This is a genomic window from Streptococcus mitis (assembly GCF_001579035.1).
In the GTDB taxonomy this organism is placed as follows: Bacteria; Bacillota; Bacilli; order Lactobacillales; family Streptococcaceae; genus Streptococcus; species Streptococcus mitis_J.
Genome location: NZ_KQ970286.1, coordinates 350,247 through 366,110, shown reverse-complemented (window position 1 = coordinate 366,110; position 15,864 = coordinate 350,247). Strand labels below are relative to the sequence as shown.

Below are 15,864 nucleotides of genomic sequence, written 5' to 3'. Positions count from 1 at the left end.
ATGATATAAGCTACAATTCCCGCTCCGTAACAGCAAGCAAGAACACCCCATATTACGCGAACGATAGTTGGATCCATATCAAGATAATGGGCCACTCCAGCACAAACACCCGCAATCTTTTTGTCACGCCCACTTCTCATTAATTGTTTTTTCATAGCTGTTCCTCTTTCTATTCTTCATGGTCTTTCCAATAATCTCTTATACTGATCAACTGTGTTTTTGAAGCTTTCAGCATGCGTCTAGAGCCTTTTACCGGTACAGCGACCACCTTTTGCGGTAGATACAAAACTGTCTTAAAGATACGCTGACTGACCGTATCATCTTTTGCTAAATCTTTCTGGAAGTTATTTGAAATTATGGCATCCAGATAAAACTCATGCACTCGTTTCCCAAAGTTCTCAGCTGAAATCTCGTACAATTTCTCTGATAAGGTATGCTCATTCATATCTGGCGTTGCAATCAGGGCCTCCAGAATAGCTCCAGCCAAGTCATGTTCTCCATAGTACAAGGTTCCAAACATTTTATCACTGATAAGATTGTCCAGATAAGGATTTCCGTGAGCAATGACAGGTGTTCCACTGGCCAAACTTTCTAAGTAGGTCAAGCCTTGGGTTTCACTTGTCGATGCCGAGATGAAGAAATCCGCCGCCTTATAATAAAGAGCTGTCTCACTAGGAGCAATCATGCCTGTAAAGATGACGGAGTCTTGAATCTCTAGTTTCTTGGCTTGCTCTTTGAGGTCATCCAGATAAGGTCCATCCCCAGCTACCACCAGTTTCACCTTGTCTTCCTCTCTCAGAACTTCTGCAAAGGCTGCTAATACTGCCTGAATATTTTTTTCATAGGAAATTCTGGAAAGACTAAGCAACATCTTTTCATCATCTTGAATCCCTAATTTACTACGTAGTTCTTTCAAATTTTCCTGCTTGATTTCAGGACGCTCAAACTTGGCTAATTCAATCCCAGTAGGAATAACCCGTTTTTCAACCTTGACCTTATAGTCCGATAGCAAATCATGGACAATCTCACTCGGGCAAATAACCCCATCCACATCATGCAGGAAACCTCTGACCAGATACTTTACCATGCTAGGACGAATCAACATCCCCTTGGCAATATAGTGCACATAGTCTTCGTACTGAGTGTGATAGGTATGGATGACTGGAATCTTCAATTCACGCGCAATCCAAATCCCCAACAAACCAAGAGAAAATTCTGTCTGAGTGTGGATAATATCCAGTTGATATTGTTTAGCAATTTCAAGCGCCTTGCTGAAGCCTCGATAGGCAAAGCGACGATCTTTAAAAGCAAAGAAAGGAACACTTGGAATGCGGATAATTTGCCAATCTTCATAACGATTGACATCCTTATCTGTTGTCGTAAAGATAAAAACAGCATGCCCCTGCTTTTCAAGTTCTGTTTTCAAGGTTCGAATACTGGTCGCAACACCAGAAACCTGAGGAAAATAGGTATCTGTAAATAAACCAATTCGCATAGATTACCTCACTTTTTACTTTCTCCCTAAAGCGGCTTGTTTCTCATAAAAGTCCAACCAGATTTGTAACAGGTGCTCTTCTGAATATTCTCTGGAAATATTCTTAGCCTTTTCTTTGAGATCTTTTAAGACAACAGGATTTGCTTGATATTCTAAAATAGCTTCTTTCATCTCTTCTCTATCTGCTGTTGCCCGATAATTTCCCTCTAAAATTACCTTATAGAGATCCAAATCACGCAACATGATAGGAGCTTCACAACTAGCAGCCTCTAAAATAGTCATCGGAAAGAGTTCATTGTAACTAGGCAACAAGAAAAGGTCCGCTAGGGCATACAATTCGCGCATCCGCTCTGGCGATACAATACCTGGAAAAAATCAAATTTTTAGGGGGATTCTCCATTATTTTCTTGTAGCGTTCATAACCATCTGTTATGCCCCCAAAAGAGAAACCACCCGCCCAAATAAAAGTAATTTGAGGCAATTCCTCAGCCAGACGGATAAAGTCATCAATCCCTTTACGTTTCTGAACCTGACCAGCTCCTACTACGATAAACTGATTTTCACTAATACCTAGATTTGTTCGCAGTCTCACTACCTCTTCTTGTGAAAGGGGATGCCATTTTTCCTTATTGACAAAGTTAGGAATATAGGTCACTTTTTCACGTGGAATACCAGCTGCCACCAAATCCTCGATAAACATAGGATTGACCACCACCAAGTGCTCCATCCGGTTGTAAAAAGAAAATACATAGCGTTTGATAATTCCCTTTAAGAAAAACGGAATTTTCAAACTCCCCTCAAGTGTATCAGGCAAGAAGTGCACATAGCCAATTTTCCTTCCTGAGCGTTTCTTTTGGAATGTTGATAAATAATAGGGGAAATCAATTGTATGAAAGTGAGTCACATCTGCCTCTATTGGAAGATTTTCTGTAACAATCAATTGGTCCTTGGCATCACGGTGAAGAAGACGAACTAATTCACGGTAAGCACCTGAAACTCCTTGTCCTGCCACTTTCTCACTTGAACTCAACATATTGATGCGTAATTTCTTTTTTTCCATAACTACTATTATATCATTTTCTTTGAATAAAATCAGCAAAAGAAAGGAGAGACTAAAGGAAAAGAAGGGAAATTTCCTCACTTTTCCAACGGTCTCTCACATGTTTTTATATGTTTACTTAATGCCTAGGGCAATGCGTGCATAGCGACTCATTTTTTCAACTGTCCAGGCCGGATACCAGACTAATTTAACCTCAGTATCCGTTACTTCTGGAACCTCTGTCATGGCATCATAAATCTGATCCGTCAAAAGGTCTGCTAGAGGACATCCCATAGTTGTCAAAGTCATATCAATCTCTGTTTGCCCTGTGTCGCCATCAAAACGAATCTCATAAATCAAACCAAGATTGACAATATCGATTCCCAACTCAGGGTCGATGACTTCTTCTAAGGCTGATAAAATTCGTGTTTTGATATTTTCAATTTGCTCTTCTGTATAAGCCATATTTTCCTCACTCCTAGTCTTCAATAAAATCACGAAGCGGTTTGCTGCGACTTGGTTGGCGTAGTTTTCTCAAAGCTTTAGCTTCAATCTGACGGATACGCTCGCGAGTCACGTTAAAGACTTTACCCACATCTTCAAGGGTACGCATTTTACCATCATCTAGCCCAAAACGCAGACGCAAAACATTTTCTTCACGGTCTGTAAGAGTATCCAAGACCTCATCCAACTGCTCACGCAAGACGATACGAGTTGTATAGTCCACTGGATTTTCAATCACTTCATCTTCGATAAAGTCTCCAAGGTGGCTATCGTCCTCTTCACCGATTGGTGTTTCAAGGGATACCGGTTCTTGGGCAATCTTCAAGATTTCACGAACCTTATCAGGTGTCATATCCATACGTTCAGCGATTTGCTCAGGTGTTGGATCTTGTCCCAATTCTTGAAGGAGATTCCGCTGTTCACGAACCAATTTATTGATGGTTTCAACCATGTGGACTGGGATACGGATGGTACGAGCTTGATCCGCAATAGCACGAGTGATAGCCTGACGAATCCACCAAGTTGCATAAGTTGAGAACTTAAAGCCTTTTGAATAGTCAAATTTGTCCACGGCTTTCATTAAGCCCATGTTTCCTTCCTGGATCAAGTCAAGAAACTGCATACCGCGACCAACATAGCGTTTTGCAATAGAAACAACCAAACGAAGGTTGGCTTCCGCAAGGCGTTGTTTGGCTTCAATATCGCCAGCTTCAACAGCCAGTGCCAATTCTTTTTCTTCTTCATTGGTCAAGAGAGGAACGACCCCGATTTCTTTCAAGTACATACGGACAGGGTCATTGACCTTAGCCGAAGTTGAACCAATCAAATCCTCATCGCTGAGTTCTGGTTCTTCTTCAGTGCTAAGAACACGCGCACTCGGATTTCCTTCGTTATCTGTGATAGAAATTCCTGCATCCTGAATTCGTTGCAAGAGATCTTCAATCCCATCAGCATCCAAGGTAAAAGGAATCACCAGACTTGCATTAATTTCATCATCAGTTGCTGTCCCTTTTTGCTTATGATTACGGATAAATTCTGCTACTTGTACGTCAAATGTTGTTACTTCTTTTTGTTTTGTTACCATTATTACTCCATTCTTCTCTTTTGGGAAATTAAACGTTCCAATTCTTCTAAGGCTGTGTCTGTATCTCCTACATGGCTAGCTTCCTGCACCTTCTTTTTGATTCTCATATTGTCCTGATTCAAGAGAGCCTTGTTTCGAGTCATTTCTACTTCACTAAGTTCCTGCGGTGACATCTCAGCAGGCAAATCCTGAGTTAAGACTTGGTACCAAGCTCTTTCAACTTCCTCTGTCTGTTCTGCTAGAACTTCTGGAGGAAGATTACCATACTGGCCAAGCAAGTCATATAGGACATGAAATTCAGGTGTGTCAAATGAAAAGTCTTCTCGCAAACGGTAATCGTTTAAAACAAGAGGGAATTCCATCATTCGATAAAGTAGATGAGCCTCTGCCCTCATAATAGCCGATAACTGCTTGGTAACAGGCATTGTGATTTGCGTCGGTCTGGAAATCCCTTCCATGCGATTCTGCCTTTGCGCCTGACGACTTTCATTAACAATCTGCTCAATCTGGGCATAATCAAAGGATGCCAGACTGTCAGCTAAAATATGAATATAGCTGTTTTGAGCAGTGATGGACTTTTCTTGAACAATCAAGGGAGCTATTTTTTCAATAAACTCAATCTGGGCCTGCAGATTTTCACTATTTTCAGGCTTGTACTGGTGAATGTAAAACTCAATCGGACTAATACGAGTTTTCGTTAATAGATAGGCCAAGTCTTCTGGTCCATTTTTTTGTAGATACTCATCTGGATCCAAGTTATCAGGCATGCTGACAATTTGCACAGGCATATCACTAATTTCGTCCAGCGCTTTCAATGTAGCAGCTTGCCCAGCCTTATCACCATCATAAACAAGAACCAACTTCTTGGTCAACCTTTTCAGATGCTCAACATGCTCTCGACTCAAGGCTGTTCCCATAGACGCCACAGCGTTTTCGATTCCAGCCCGATAGGCTGCGATGACATCCATGAACCCTTCCATCAGGTAAATCTCACTGGCTTTACCAGAAGATTTTTTTGCCCTATCCATATGATATAATTCGTAACTTTTGTTAAAAATTGCAGTCGATCGGCTATTTTTATACTTAGAAGGTTGTGAATCCGTTTTCTGCCAGATACGACCTGAAAAGGCAATGACCTTTCCCTGGTCATTTGTCAGGGGAAACATAATCCGATTGTGAAAGGTGTCTACAAATTGATTGGCATCCGAGAGATAAAACAGTCCTGAATCTAGGAAATCCTCATCACGATACTGACCAGACAAACGTTGATAGAGATAATTTCGTTCTGGAGGTGCTAAACCAATCCGAAAATGCTTGAGCACTTCATCTGTCAAACCACGCTGATAAAGGTAATTTCTCGCCTCTTCCCCTATGGTCGTTGTCATGAGAATAGCATGATAAAATTTAGCTGCATCTTCGTGCATATCATAAAGAGCTTGGTGGGGTGAAGCTGGCTTCTGTTCACTATAAAGCGGTTTTTCCACCTCTATCCCAACACGCTGACCTAAGATTTGGACAGCTTCCATAAAGGGGACCCCTTGGTACTCCTCGATGAACTTAAAGACATCACCCGAGCGGCCACAACCAAAACAGTGATAAAACTGCTTGTCCTCTACAACGTTGAAAGAAGGTGTTTTTTCACCATGAAAAGGACAGAGCCCTAGATAGTTCCGTCCTGCCTTTTGTAAAGAAATCACATCCCCTATGACTTCCACAATGTTGGCATTGTTTTTGATTTCTTCAATGACTTGTTTGTCAACCATACACAATACCTCCATGTTATCATAGTTTACTTTATATAGTATACTTTATTTCAGAAAAAAAGTAAACCATTTCACTCATTTTCCCTACTTTATTCAAAGAGTTGATAATAATCAGAGATTTTCATCTTTGCTTTTTCTTCTTGATTCAAATCTTGGATAATTCGTCCTTCTTTCATGACAATCAAACGATTGCCATATTTGAGAGCATCTTCCATGTGATGAGTAATCATAAGAGCTGTCAACTGGTCATTCTTAACAAATTCATCTGTCAACTCCATGAGTGCGACACTAGTCTTTGGATCAAGGGCCGCAGTATGCTCGTCCAACAAGAGTAATTCAGGACGCTTCAAGGTTGCCATCAAGAGACTCAAGGCCTGTCTTTGCCCACCTGATAAGAACTCAATTGGCGTATTCAAGTGTTTCTCAAGACCATTTCCTACTTTTTCAATGGTGGCCTGAAATTCATCCTTATAACTAGTCAAGCGTCGTGGTAACAATCCACGCTTTTCACCACGAAACTTGGCAATCAAAAGATTTTCAGCCACCGTCATACGGGGAGCTGTCCCCATCTTGGGATCTTGGAAGACTCGAGACAGATACTTAGCTCGCTTCTCTGGTGAAAACTTGGTAACATCCTCACCCAAAATACGGATAGTTCCACTGGTTAGTGATAAGGTTCCTGCAATAGTGTTAAAGAGAGTTGATTTCCCAGCACCATTTCCACCTAAAATCGTGATGAAATCCTGTTCAAAAATTTCTAAGGAAACATCATTTAAAATAATCTTTTCTTCATCAAAGCCATTTTTAACGACTTTGGTTGCATTTTTTAATTCTACAATTGCTGTCATTTGCTTAATTTGGCTCCTTTCAAGATTGTTTGCTTAAATGTTGGAATCATGAGACAGACTGCTAAAATCACAGCGCTGTACAAACGAAGGTAACTTGTATTAAAGCCAAGCGCAATAACTGCCCACACTAAGAATTGATAAGCGATAGAACCTACAACGATGGTAACCAGACGTTCCGCCAAGCTCAAACTCTTGAAGATAACTTCTCCAATAATCAAACTTGCAAGCCCCACAACGATAACTCCGATTCCTCGAGATACATCAGCATAGCCTTCTTGCTGGGCAATGAGAGCTCCTGCAAGGGCAATCACACCATTTGATAAGACCAAGCCCATAAGCTCCATGCGTCCAGTATGAATCCCGAAACTTCTAGCCATATCAGGATTGTCACCTGTAGCAATATAGGCTTGTCCGAGTTTAGTGTCCAAGAAAAAGAGCATGAGAGCAATAACAATACTGACAAAGATGAGACCTGTCAAGAGTTGATTCAAATCCGAATCAAAAGGCAAAACATCCTGAATTTGCTTGGTTCCAAGCAGGCCTAAATTTGCACGTCCCATAATCAAGAGCATGATAGAGTGACAGGAAGTCATCACCAAAATCCCTGAGAGCAAGGTTGGAATCTTCCCTTTTGTATAAAGAAGTCCTGCTACCATTCCAGCCAAACAACCTGCTCCTACAGCAACAAGTGTCGCTAAAAAGGGGTTCACGCCTTTGGTTATCAGAGTGACAGCAACAGCTCCCCCAAGAGGGAAGGAACCTTCTGTTGTCATATCTGGAAAATTTAAAATCCTAAATGTCATAAAGATCCCCAGACCTAAAATAGCCCAGACAAATCCTTGAGAAATAATAGAGACAATCATATTTTATTTAATCCTTTCTATATTCATCTTTTTAAAAAATGGGAAGAGTCTCCTCCTCCCTACCTTATTTATTCGATGACTTGTCCTGCTTCTTTGAGAACAGACTCAGGAATAGTAATACCTAGTTCTTGTGCTATTTTTTTATTGATGACTGACTTACCAGTTGAAAAGACATTGACTGGGGTATCAGCTGGTTTCGCACCTTTCAAGACTTGCGCAATCATTTTTCCAGTTGCCACACCAAGGTCATGTTGGTCAACTACAACAGATGCCAAACCACCTACTTCTACCATAGCTGTCGCACTTGGATAAATTGGTTTCTTAGAACTTTGATTGCTAGAGACAACCGTTGGAAATCCTGATGCAATGGTGTTATCAATTGGAACCCAAATAGCATCTACCTTGCTAGTCATAACAGTGACAGTTGAGGCAATTTCATTTGTTGAAGGAACTGCAAATGTTTCCACTGTCAGACCTGCTTTTTCAGCATAAGCCTTAAATTCTTCGACCTGTGTTTTTGAATTGTCTTCGCTACTTGAGTAAAGAGCTCCGATTGTTTTCACATTCGGTGTCAGAGTCTTGATGAGTTCAACTTGTTGTTGAGCTGGATTATGGTCAGATACCCCTGTAATGTTGCCACCTGGTTTTTTCAAATCTTTGACCAAGTTAGCACCAATTGGGTCTGTAATAGCAGCCATGATAACTGGTAGGTCTTTTGTGGCGCTTGCCAAACCTTGAGCAGCTGGTGTTGCGATACCAACCACAAGGTCATTGCCATTTGCAACCAATTGTTTACTCATTGTCGCAACCTTACTTTGGTCACCTTCTGAGTTCATAAAGTCGATTTTCAACTGGTCATCTTTATAACCTTCTTCTGCAAGTCCAGCTTGAATCCCTTTATAAATCAAGTCAAGAGAGGGATGGCTCACAAATTGAAGCACACCAATCTTAGTTATTTTCTTCTCATCCTTATTATTCTGAGCTTCTGATTTATTCATTGAAGAGTAAATCAAGCTTCCTGCTACTAAGACTGCTAATGCAGCAATAATTCCAATTAAACGTTTATTTTTCATTCTATTTCTCCTTTTTAATTCCTTTAAAATACTTCACTTATCTAATACTCTTCGAAAATCTCTTCAAACCACGTCAGCTTCACCTTGCCTTACTCAAGTACAGCCTGCGGCTAGCTTCCTAGTTTGTACTTTGATTTTTATTGAGTATAAACAAGCGACGCCATCGTTTTCTTTCCATACTAACCTCCATCAAAAAAGTCCTCACACAAAAAACTTGTGTGAGGACGTCGATGCGCGGTACCACCTCAATTATAGGGAATTTCCCTATCGCTCTGTCTCGCAATCACGAGATGCACTGTAAGGTGTGCTCACCGAATTCTTATGATTTCAAATTCTAAATAGCATTCAGCCCAATTTTCATCATCGCCACTTATCTGTTTTCAGCTACCACAGACTCTCTTGAAAGTTTGTATGATTACTTTTCTGAATGGTTAAATTATATCATTTTTAAATTACTTGTCAATAGTCTATTAGAATTTTTTTGATATTCACTTTTAACATTCACTCTTGAAAATTATCAACCTGAATTACGCAATCCTGTTGCAATTCCGTTGATGGTGATATGAATCAATCGTTCTTGATCACTGGACAATTCTCCACGGCGTTGGCGTTTAATCAACTCTAACTGAATATAGTTGAGAATATTAAAGTAAGGCATACGGTAATCCAGACTAGCTTTTAGATATGGATTGTCAGCTAAGAGTTCGTCATGTCCTTCAATAGCCAAGATAACGTTCTTAGTAACTTGCCATTCATTTAAAATAGTCTCATAGATGGCCTTAACTTGCTCGTCTTCACAAAGTTTAGCATATTCAAAAGCAATATTCATATTTGATTTTGACAAGACCATATCAACATTTGAAAGAAGCGATTGGAAGAAAGGCCAATTTTGATACATATCTCGTAAAATAGCAATATTCTCTGGATTTTTATCGATAAATTCCTTGAAGCTTGAACCAACCCCGTACCATCCAGGGAACATAACACGACTTTGTGACCATGAGAAGACCCAAGGGATGGCACGCAAACCACCGATTTCAGTAATCGTCTTACGAGCGGCTGGACGAGAACCAATATTAAAACTTGAAATGGCCTTGATTGGACTTGACTCGAAGAAATAATCATAGAAATGCTCATTACCAAAGACCAAATCACGGTAGATATCGTAACTACGGTCCACTACTTGATCCATAATGGCTTCATAACGATTTGAGGTGTTGGTATCGCTCTTCTTCTGAGTAATCATACGGTTAATAGCTGCCGATACTAGCATTTCAAGGTTATAGTAAGCGGCGTCTTTGTTACCGTATTTATTCCCAATTACTTCACCCTGCTCCGTCAAGCGGATACGATCCTTGATAGACTTGAGCGGTTGAGAGGTGATGGCTTCATAGGTTGGTCCACCACCACGACCGACAGTACCACCACGACCATGGAAGAAGGTAATCTTAACGCCAAATTCATCTCCAATAGCAGTCAATTGTTGTTGAGCCTTGTAGAGGGTCCAACATGATGACAAGTAACCGCCATCTTTATTACTGTCAGAGTAGCCCAACATGATTTCTTGGTAGTTATTACGTGAAGCAATCCATTTTTTGGCAAGAGGAAGAGAAAGATATTGTCTCATTGTTTCCTCTGAATGATCCAAGTCTTCAATTGTTTCAAAAAGGGGAACAATCTGAACACGCGCCCTTTCCGTATCCACCAGTCCTACTTCTTTTAATAGAATAGCTAATTCTAGCATATCAGAAAGGCTGGTTGCATGTGAAATGATGGTCTGACGGATGACATCATCTCCCAACTTATCTTTCAAAACACGAGCCGTCTTAAAAATAGCGAGTTCTTTTGCTAATAATTCTGATTTTTCTGCGTGAGTCGCAGAAAGAATTCGGGGATCTTCTTCTAACTCCTTCAAGAGAAGGTCACACTTTTCTTCTTCGCTCAACTCGCTATATCGAGAATGAATTCCTGCTGATTTCAAGAGTTCTGCCACACAGGCTTCATAGACGCTAGAGTCTTGTCGCATATCAATTGATGCTAGGTAAAAACCAAATATCTCTACTGCCTGCAATAATTCCACAAAATCACCTGAAATCAAGGACTCGCCCTTATTTTCTAGTAGAGAATCTCGAATGGCAATCAAATCCTTGTAGAAATCATTGGCGGTTTCATAGCGAGTCCCAACTTCCTTATCCTCAATCAGATAGGTTTTAGTTGCTTGGATTTTTGATTGAATATCAAACAAGGCACGACGGTAAAGCTCTTTTTCGCGGTAAATCGAGTTATCCTTGGATTGACGAGCCATTTCTCTGACTTGCTTGCTGACGTTGACAATGCTAGTTGAAAGAGAAAATTCACGATAAAGTTGGTAAATCTTTTCATCATAATAGTTCATGATGACTTCACACTGAGTAAGTGCAGACTGTTTCAAGGTCTCTGCTGTAACAAAGGGATTACCATCACGGTCTCCACCAATCCACATTCCCATGGTGATCGGTTTAGCCTGTTTTAAATTCAATCCATGCGCTTGCGCTAAGCGCTTATACTCCGTCGTCAAGTGAGGTACAGCTTTCAAAAAGGAGCTGTTGTAATATTCCATAGCATTCGTGATTTCGTTAGTCACTTTTAATTTTTTCTCACGAATCATGTCTGTCTGCATGATAATTTCGATATAACGACGCAAATCATTGTGCCATTTTTCTTTATTGATTAACCCCAACTTAACATCACGGTATTTACGCAAAAGACTATGAATATGATTTGTTAAATCCAACATACTTTTGCGTTGCACTTGTGTTGGATGGGCTGTCAAAACAGGGACAACATTCAAGTGTTCTAGGATCTCAACGGCATTTTCTTTTTCTGCTACCAATTTAATCGTTGTAGATAATTTACCTAAGTAGTCCTGATCAATATTATTTTGATGATTGATTTCATAAGCTAAATCCACATCCTCTGAAATATTAATCAAAAGAGGTAAGATTGAAAAATAGCGTGAAATATAGACCATTTCATCATTTGATAAGCTAGTCACTAGACGGTTTAGACCTTGATAATCTTCCTGCGTTGATAATTCTTTCAACTGCATGATTTTTTCAAAGGTCTCTGGGGCAAGCATGTTTTTAGTGATATCTTCCAGCAATTCTGTTAGAATCAATACTTCTTCTTGCACAACACTTTTATTACTATAATTTTCTAATTTTTGAAGAGACATAGACTATCCTTTCTTTATTCTACTTCACAGAAGGTTCATTGGTTGATTTTCCAATTCTCGGTACAACTTAGCGCGTTTTTCACTGGCATCAATATTTAAGACAAAGGCCACTGCCACTGACAAGACTAGAAGACTGTTTCCACCCTGGGATAAGAAGGGAAAGGTTACTCCTGTAGATGGAATCAAGCCCGAAATCCCTCCGATATTGACAAATACCTGAACCAACATCATCCCTCCGACACCGAGTGCAACCATGGCATTGAAAGGATTCTCCGCTCGGATACCGACCAAGATAATCCGCAAAATCATGAAAAACAAGAGAGCTAAAATCAGACTGGCACCAACAAAGCCAAATTCTTCAATCACGATAGAAAAGACAAAGTCTGTATGAGCTTCTGGTAAATAACCTCGTTTTTCAATCGAATTCCCAAGACCTAGACCAAACCAACCGCCATTGACCATGGCAAAATAAGAATTAGATAACTGGTGACCCGCATCCGCACGATCGGCAAAAGGATTAAAAAAGGCACTAAAGCGCTTGGCTACATAGCCAAATACTGGAATTTTTGAAAAGGTCTCAACACCGATTAGGCTGATAGTGGTCAAGACAAAGACAGAAGCGGCAGATACGAGCGCCAGAATGGTTGAAAACCAGCGATAAGCGATTCCACTAACTGTATACATAATCAAGGAAACCAAGACTAAAATAGTCGCATTCCCTAAATCAGGGAAAATTCCCAAACTTCCAATCAGAACCAGGAGAACGAATCGCCAATCATTAAAAGCACGGGGAAGCCATTGATTTTGAGTCAAAACTTGAAAATCATAAATAGCTATTTCTTCTTGCTGTTTGGAGAATCGGTGAGCCAAATACCAAATAATAATGATTTTTAAGTACTCAGCTGGCTGAATAGTTACTCCTGCAACCGAAATCCAACCGTATGCCCCGTTTACGGAAATACCAATAAAACGAGCCAAGAACAATAAAACCATTTCTATCAATATAACTAAAATGATTAGTCGCTCATTTCTCAAAAAATCTAGTCTCAATTTATAAATTAAGGCAATCAGTATCAAACTAACAATCCAAAAGATTCCTTGGTTTCGAACCAATTGCAAGGCGCTCTTGCCTTCTTCAATTAAAATAGCGCTGGTGGTCGAATAAACCACAATCAAGCCCAAAATAGATAAAAGCAAGTAAGGAATCAAGATGGAATAATTTAATAAGTGCCTCTTACTAATCTTCATAGTATCACCACTCTACTAGGATACAGACAAATCTGTTCCAAATTCCGTTTTATTTTCTAGTTTTGATTGCTATTATACCATTTTTTCAGAAAGAAAAAAACTCTTACCTCACAATCCTTCGAATTTTACTGTTTTTTCCAGAAACATTTCCATACTCAAGTTCAAAAAATACAAATCTCAAGAGAGATTTGTATTGATTTGGACTATTCGTTTGATGTACTACTGCTTGAGCTTGAATCTCCACCACCGATATATTGGGTAAAGATATTTTGGAAGGCTTGGTCCTTAACCTTGATATTGGCTGCTTGCAATTCTTTTCCGATAATGCTTTGAACAAATGTTGAATCATTTTGTTTTTGAGTCAAGATAACAGTTTTTAATTTTTCTTTGTAGTCATCAATATTAGATGATTTTTCTGTTTTCTTAATGAGTTTTACAATGTAATATTGGCTACTGTAGGCTTGTGTGCCAGTTGCTGTAATCACATCAGAAATACCATTTACATCTAAAGCGAAAGCGGCTTTCTTGACTTGCTCAGGTACTTCCGTTGAAGCAGAATCAAAGGTAATTTCTCCACCATTTTCTTTTGTTTTTTCATCAGTTGAATTATCTTTGGCTAATTGAGCAAAATCAGCACCTTCTGCCTTGACTTTTTCGAGAACTTCTTTGGCCTTATCTTCATTATCAAGACGGATGATTTGAGCCGTTACGTCTGGAGTGTACTCATCAAAGGCTTTCTTATAAGCATCATCTGTCAATTCTGCTTCTGCTGCCTTCTTAACTGCCAACTCAACCAATTTACTTGTACGAATTTGAGCTTTACGTGTTTCAAGGGTCATTCCTGCTTGTGACAAGACACGTTGGTAGTTTTCGCCATATTGTTTTTCTTCTTCGGCAATAGTATCATCAACCTCTTTATCATCAAGCTCTGAGCCATATTGTTTTTCAAAAACTTTTTGGATGGTCATATTTAACAAGACTTGTTGGGCTGAAGGGTTGCTTTTTACTTGCTCATAAAATTGGTGTTCTGTAATAACATCCCCTTTCATGCTGATAAGATCTGCCCCTTCTGAACCTTTCGAACAAGCTGCTAAAGTTGCTACTGATAATAGTGTAATGGCACCTGCCAATAATTTTTTCTTCATGTCTACTCCTTTGAGATAAGTGTTACTCTATCTATTTTACTATATTTTCTTAAATTTTTCTGAAAATCATTCGCTGTCAGGCAATTGAACATTTGCTACATTTTTACGAAGCATGAGAATGCCGTCCCCCAGAGGGACTAATGTTGCAGTGAGTCCTGGATTGTCTAAGGTTGCATCAAATAGTCTTTGAAGTCCTCGATAAATGGTTCGCTGACCTCGACGGACTTCCATAATGTCCTTGGCAACATCACCACCTTGGAAAATATCATCCAAGACAACCACACCTCCAACTTCCAAATGTTTGAGGATTTCTGGCAGAAAAACGATGTATTTAGACTTGGCAGAGTCCATAAAGACGAAATCATAGGACTCTGTCAGTGTAGATAAGATATCTACCGCATCTCCTTCTAGGAGAGTAATTTGCTTGCGACTGTCAAACTGGGCAAAATTTTCCTTGGCAAATCCAATCATCTCTGGATTGCGGTCAATGGTTGTAATCTTGGCCTTTGGCGCATGTTCAGCCATCAAAAGGGCTGAAAAACCGATAGCCGTCCCAATTTCCAGAATATTTTTAGGCTGCATGGTTTCCATGAGAAAACGGAAATAAGCAACCGTTTCATGAGGAATAATGGGAATATTTTCCTTGCGGGCAAAGTCTTCCAATTCTTTCAAGGAACCTGTGACTTGCTTTTGACGCTGGCGCATCAAGTCCACAATTTCTTCCTTGACAACAGGGCGACGCATGTTATGGTTGGCATTTTTACTATACGATTCAACCATCTTATGCCAATCCCAATTTTTCAACAAGGGCTTCAAACTCATTTAAACGGCGTTCAAAGACTGCAAAGGCATCGTTGAGGTAGTCTTCCTTCTCCATATCAACACCAGCTTTTCTCATGACATTAAGTGGATAGTCAGACTTACCTGCCTTGAGGTAGTCGATATAGCGGTCACGGTCTTCTTGACTACCATGGACAATCTTTTCAGCCAAGGCTGAGGCTGCTGCAAAGCCTGTTGAATATTGATATACATAGTAGTTATAGTAAAAGTGTGGAATTCGAGCCCACTCGTATTGGATTTCAGGATTGTCTTCCTTACTCAAACCATAATACTCTTGGTTCAAGTCAGCGTAGAGTTTATTTAGGAAATCGCTTGTCAAGACTTCACCATTTTGATCCGCTTGGTGAATCGCGTGTTCAAACTCAGCAAATTGAGTTTGGCGGAAAACTGTTCCACGGAAACCATCTAGGAAGTTATTGAGAATAGCAAAGCGCGTTGCGTCGTCTTCCACTTCTTCCAATAATTTCTCCGTCAAGATATTTTCATTGGTAGTTGATGCAATCTCAGCCAAGAAGATAGAGTAATCTCCGTAAACATAAGGTTGCGTTTCACGAGTATAGCTAGAATGCATACTGTGACCTGTTTCATGAACAAGAGTAAAGAGATTGTCTAGATTGTCCTGCCAGTTGAGAAGCATAAAGGCATTGGTATCGTAAGAACCACCAGAGTAAGCCCCTGAACGCTTGCCGTGATTTTCGTAAACATCAATCCAACGCTCGCTGAAGGCACGTTTAACACGGCTCAAGTA

General features: G+C 40.0%; 13 protein-coding genes, 1 pseudogene and 1 other annotated feature. All 14 genes and pseudogenes read right to left on the bottom strand.

The window, feature by feature from the left end:
* The coding region (locus SMIDD26_RS04240) for a PspC domain-containing protein (RefSeq protein WP_061439176.1) at positions 1 to 140 on the bottom strand (140 nt) is incomplete at its 3' end.
* Positions 141 to 169: 29 nt separating this feature from the next.
* Entirely contained in the window at positions 170 to 1,495 is a 1,326-nt protein-coding gene (locus SMIDD26_RS04235) for a glycosyltransferase family 4 protein (RefSeq protein ID WP_061439124.1), read from the bottom strand.
* 15 nt (positions 1,496 to 1,510) lie between these two features.
* Positions 1,511 to 2,636: pseudogene (gene cpoA, locus SMIDD26_RS04230) on the bottom strand (alpha-galactosylglucosyldiacylglycerol synthase).
* A 33-nt stretch (positions 2,637 to 2,669) separates the two neighbouring features.
* Positions 2,670 to 2,999, bottom strand: a complete 330-nt coding sequence (locus SMIDD26_RS04225) for a metal-sulfur cluster assembly factor (protein WP_000331925.1) — start codon at positions 2,997 to 2,999, stop codon at positions 2,670 to 2,672.
* A gap of 13 nt (positions 3,000 to 3,012) precedes the next feature.
* Complete coding sequence (gene rpoD, locus SMIDD26_RS04220; RefSeq protein WP_061439122.1) at positions 3,013 to 4,122, bottom strand: RNA polymerase sigma factor RpoD; 1,110 nt, start codon at positions 4,120 to 4,122, stop codon at positions 3,013 to 3,015.
* A 2-nt stretch (positions 4,123 to 4,124) separates the two neighbouring features.
* Positions 4,125 to 5,885 (bottom strand): DNA primase, encoded by a 1,761-nt coding sequence (gene dnaG, locus SMIDD26_RS04215; protein WP_061439120.1) that lies wholly within the window; start codon positions 5,883 to 5,885, stop codon positions 4,125 to 4,127.
* Between the two features lie 89 nt (positions 5,886 to 5,974).
* Positions 5,975 to 6,733, bottom strand: a complete 759-nt coding sequence (locus SMIDD26_RS04210) for an ABC transporter ATP-binding protein (protein ID WP_061439118.1) — start codon at positions 6,731 to 6,733, stop codon at positions 5,975 to 5,977.
* A complete protein-coding gene (locus SMIDD26_RS04205) occupies positions 6,730 to 7,596 on the bottom strand; it encodes an ABC transporter permease (protein ID WP_061439116.1) in 867 nt (288 codons plus the stop codon). The genes SMIDD26_RS04210 and SMIDD26_RS04205 overlap by 4 nt, the downstream gene beginning before the upstream one ends.
* Before the next feature lie 68 nt (positions 7,597 to 7,664).
* Complete coding sequence (trpX, locus tag SMIDD26_RS04200) at positions 7,665 to 8,669, bottom strand: tryptophan ABC transporter substrate-binding protein (protein WP_061439113.1); 1,005 nt, start codon at positions 8,667 to 8,669, stop codon at positions 7,665 to 7,667.
* Positions 8,670 to 8,886: 217 nt separating this feature from the next.
* Positions 8,887 to 9,104 (bottom strand) — a binding site (T-box leader).
* 82 nt (positions 9,105 to 9,186) lie between these two features.
* The gene (gene ppc / locus SMIDD26_RS04195; RefSeq protein ID WP_061439111.1) at positions 9,187 to 11,883 is read right to left on the bottom strand and encodes a phosphoenolpyruvate carboxylase; all 2,697 of its coding nucleotides are present in this window, start codon (positions 11,881 to 11,883) and stop codon (positions 9,187 to 9,189) included.
* 24 nt (positions 11,884 to 11,907) lie between these two features.
* A complete protein-coding gene (gene ftsW / locus SMIDD26_RS04190; protein ID WP_061439109.1) occupies positions 11,908 to 13,131 on the bottom strand; it encodes a cell division peptidoglycan polymerase FtsW in 1,224 nt (407 codons plus the stop codon).
* Between the two features lie 203 nt (positions 13,132 to 13,334).
* Entirely contained in the window at positions 13,335 to 14,276 is a 942-nt protein-coding gene (gene prsA / locus SMIDD26_RS04185) for a peptidylprolyl isomerase PrsA (RefSeq protein WP_061439107.1), read from the bottom strand.
* A gap of 66 nt (positions 14,277 to 14,342) precedes the next feature.
* Positions 14,343 to 15,056 carry an O-methyltransferase gene (locus SMIDD26_RS04180; RefSeq protein ID WP_134990131.1) on the bottom strand — a complete coding sequence of 238 codons (714 nt, stop codon included), beginning with the start codon at positions 15,054 to 15,056 and terminating at the stop codon, positions 14,343 to 14,345.
* A 1-nt stretch (position 15,057) separates the two neighbouring features.
* Positions 15,058 to 15,864: M3 family metallopeptidase (locus SMIDD26_RS04175; RefSeq protein ID WP_167747470.1), on the bottom strand; the 807-nt coding region annotated here is incomplete at its 5' end.

What these genes read in the sequence shown, in the direction of transcription:
- SMIDD26_RS04235 (WP_061439124.1), bottom strand. Translation starts at nt 1,495, where the DNA reads ATGCGAATTGGTTTATTTACAGATACCTATTTTCCTCAGGTTTCTGGT.
- SMIDD26_RS04225 (WP_000331925.1), bottom strand. Translation starts at nt 2,999, where the DNA reads ATGGCTTATACAGAAGAGCAAATTGAAAATATCAAAACACGAATTTTA.
- rpoD (WP_061439122.1), bottom strand. Translation starts at nt 4,122, where the DNA reads ATGGTAACAAAACAAAAAGAAGTAACAACATTTGACGTACAAGTAGCA.
- dnaG (WP_061439120.1), bottom strand. Translation starts at nt 5,885, where the DNA reads ATGGTTGACAAACAAGTCATTGAAGAAATCAAAAACAATGCCAACATT.
- SMIDD26_RS04210 (WP_061439118.1), bottom strand. Translation starts at nt 6,733, where the DNA reads ATGACAGCAATTGTAGAATTAAAAAATGCAACCAAAGTCGTTAAAAAT.
- SMIDD26_RS04205 (WP_061439116.1), bottom strand. Translation starts at nt 7,596, where the DNA reads ATGATTGTCTCTATTATTTCTCAAGGATTTGTCTGGGCTATTTTAGGT.
- trpX (WP_061439113.1), bottom strand. Translation starts at nt 8,669, where the DNA reads ATGAAAAATAAACGTTTAATTGGAATTATTGCTGCATTAGCAGTCTTA.
- ppc (WP_061439111.1), bottom strand. Translation starts at nt 11,883, where the DNA reads ATGTCTCTTCAAAAATTAGAAAATTATAGTAATAAAAGTGTTGTGCAA.
- ftsW (WP_061439109.1), bottom strand. Translation starts at nt 13,131, where the DNA reads ATGAAGATTAGTAAGAGGCACTTATTAAATTATTCCATCTTGATTCCT.
- prsA (WP_061439107.1), bottom strand. Translation starts at nt 14,276, where the DNA reads ATGAAGAAAAAATTATTGGCAGGTGCCATTACACTATTATCAGTAGCA.
- SMIDD26_RS04180 (WP_134990131.1), bottom strand. Translation starts at nt 15,056, where the DNA reads ATGGTTGAATCGTATAGTAAAAATGCCAACCATAACATGCGTCGCCCT.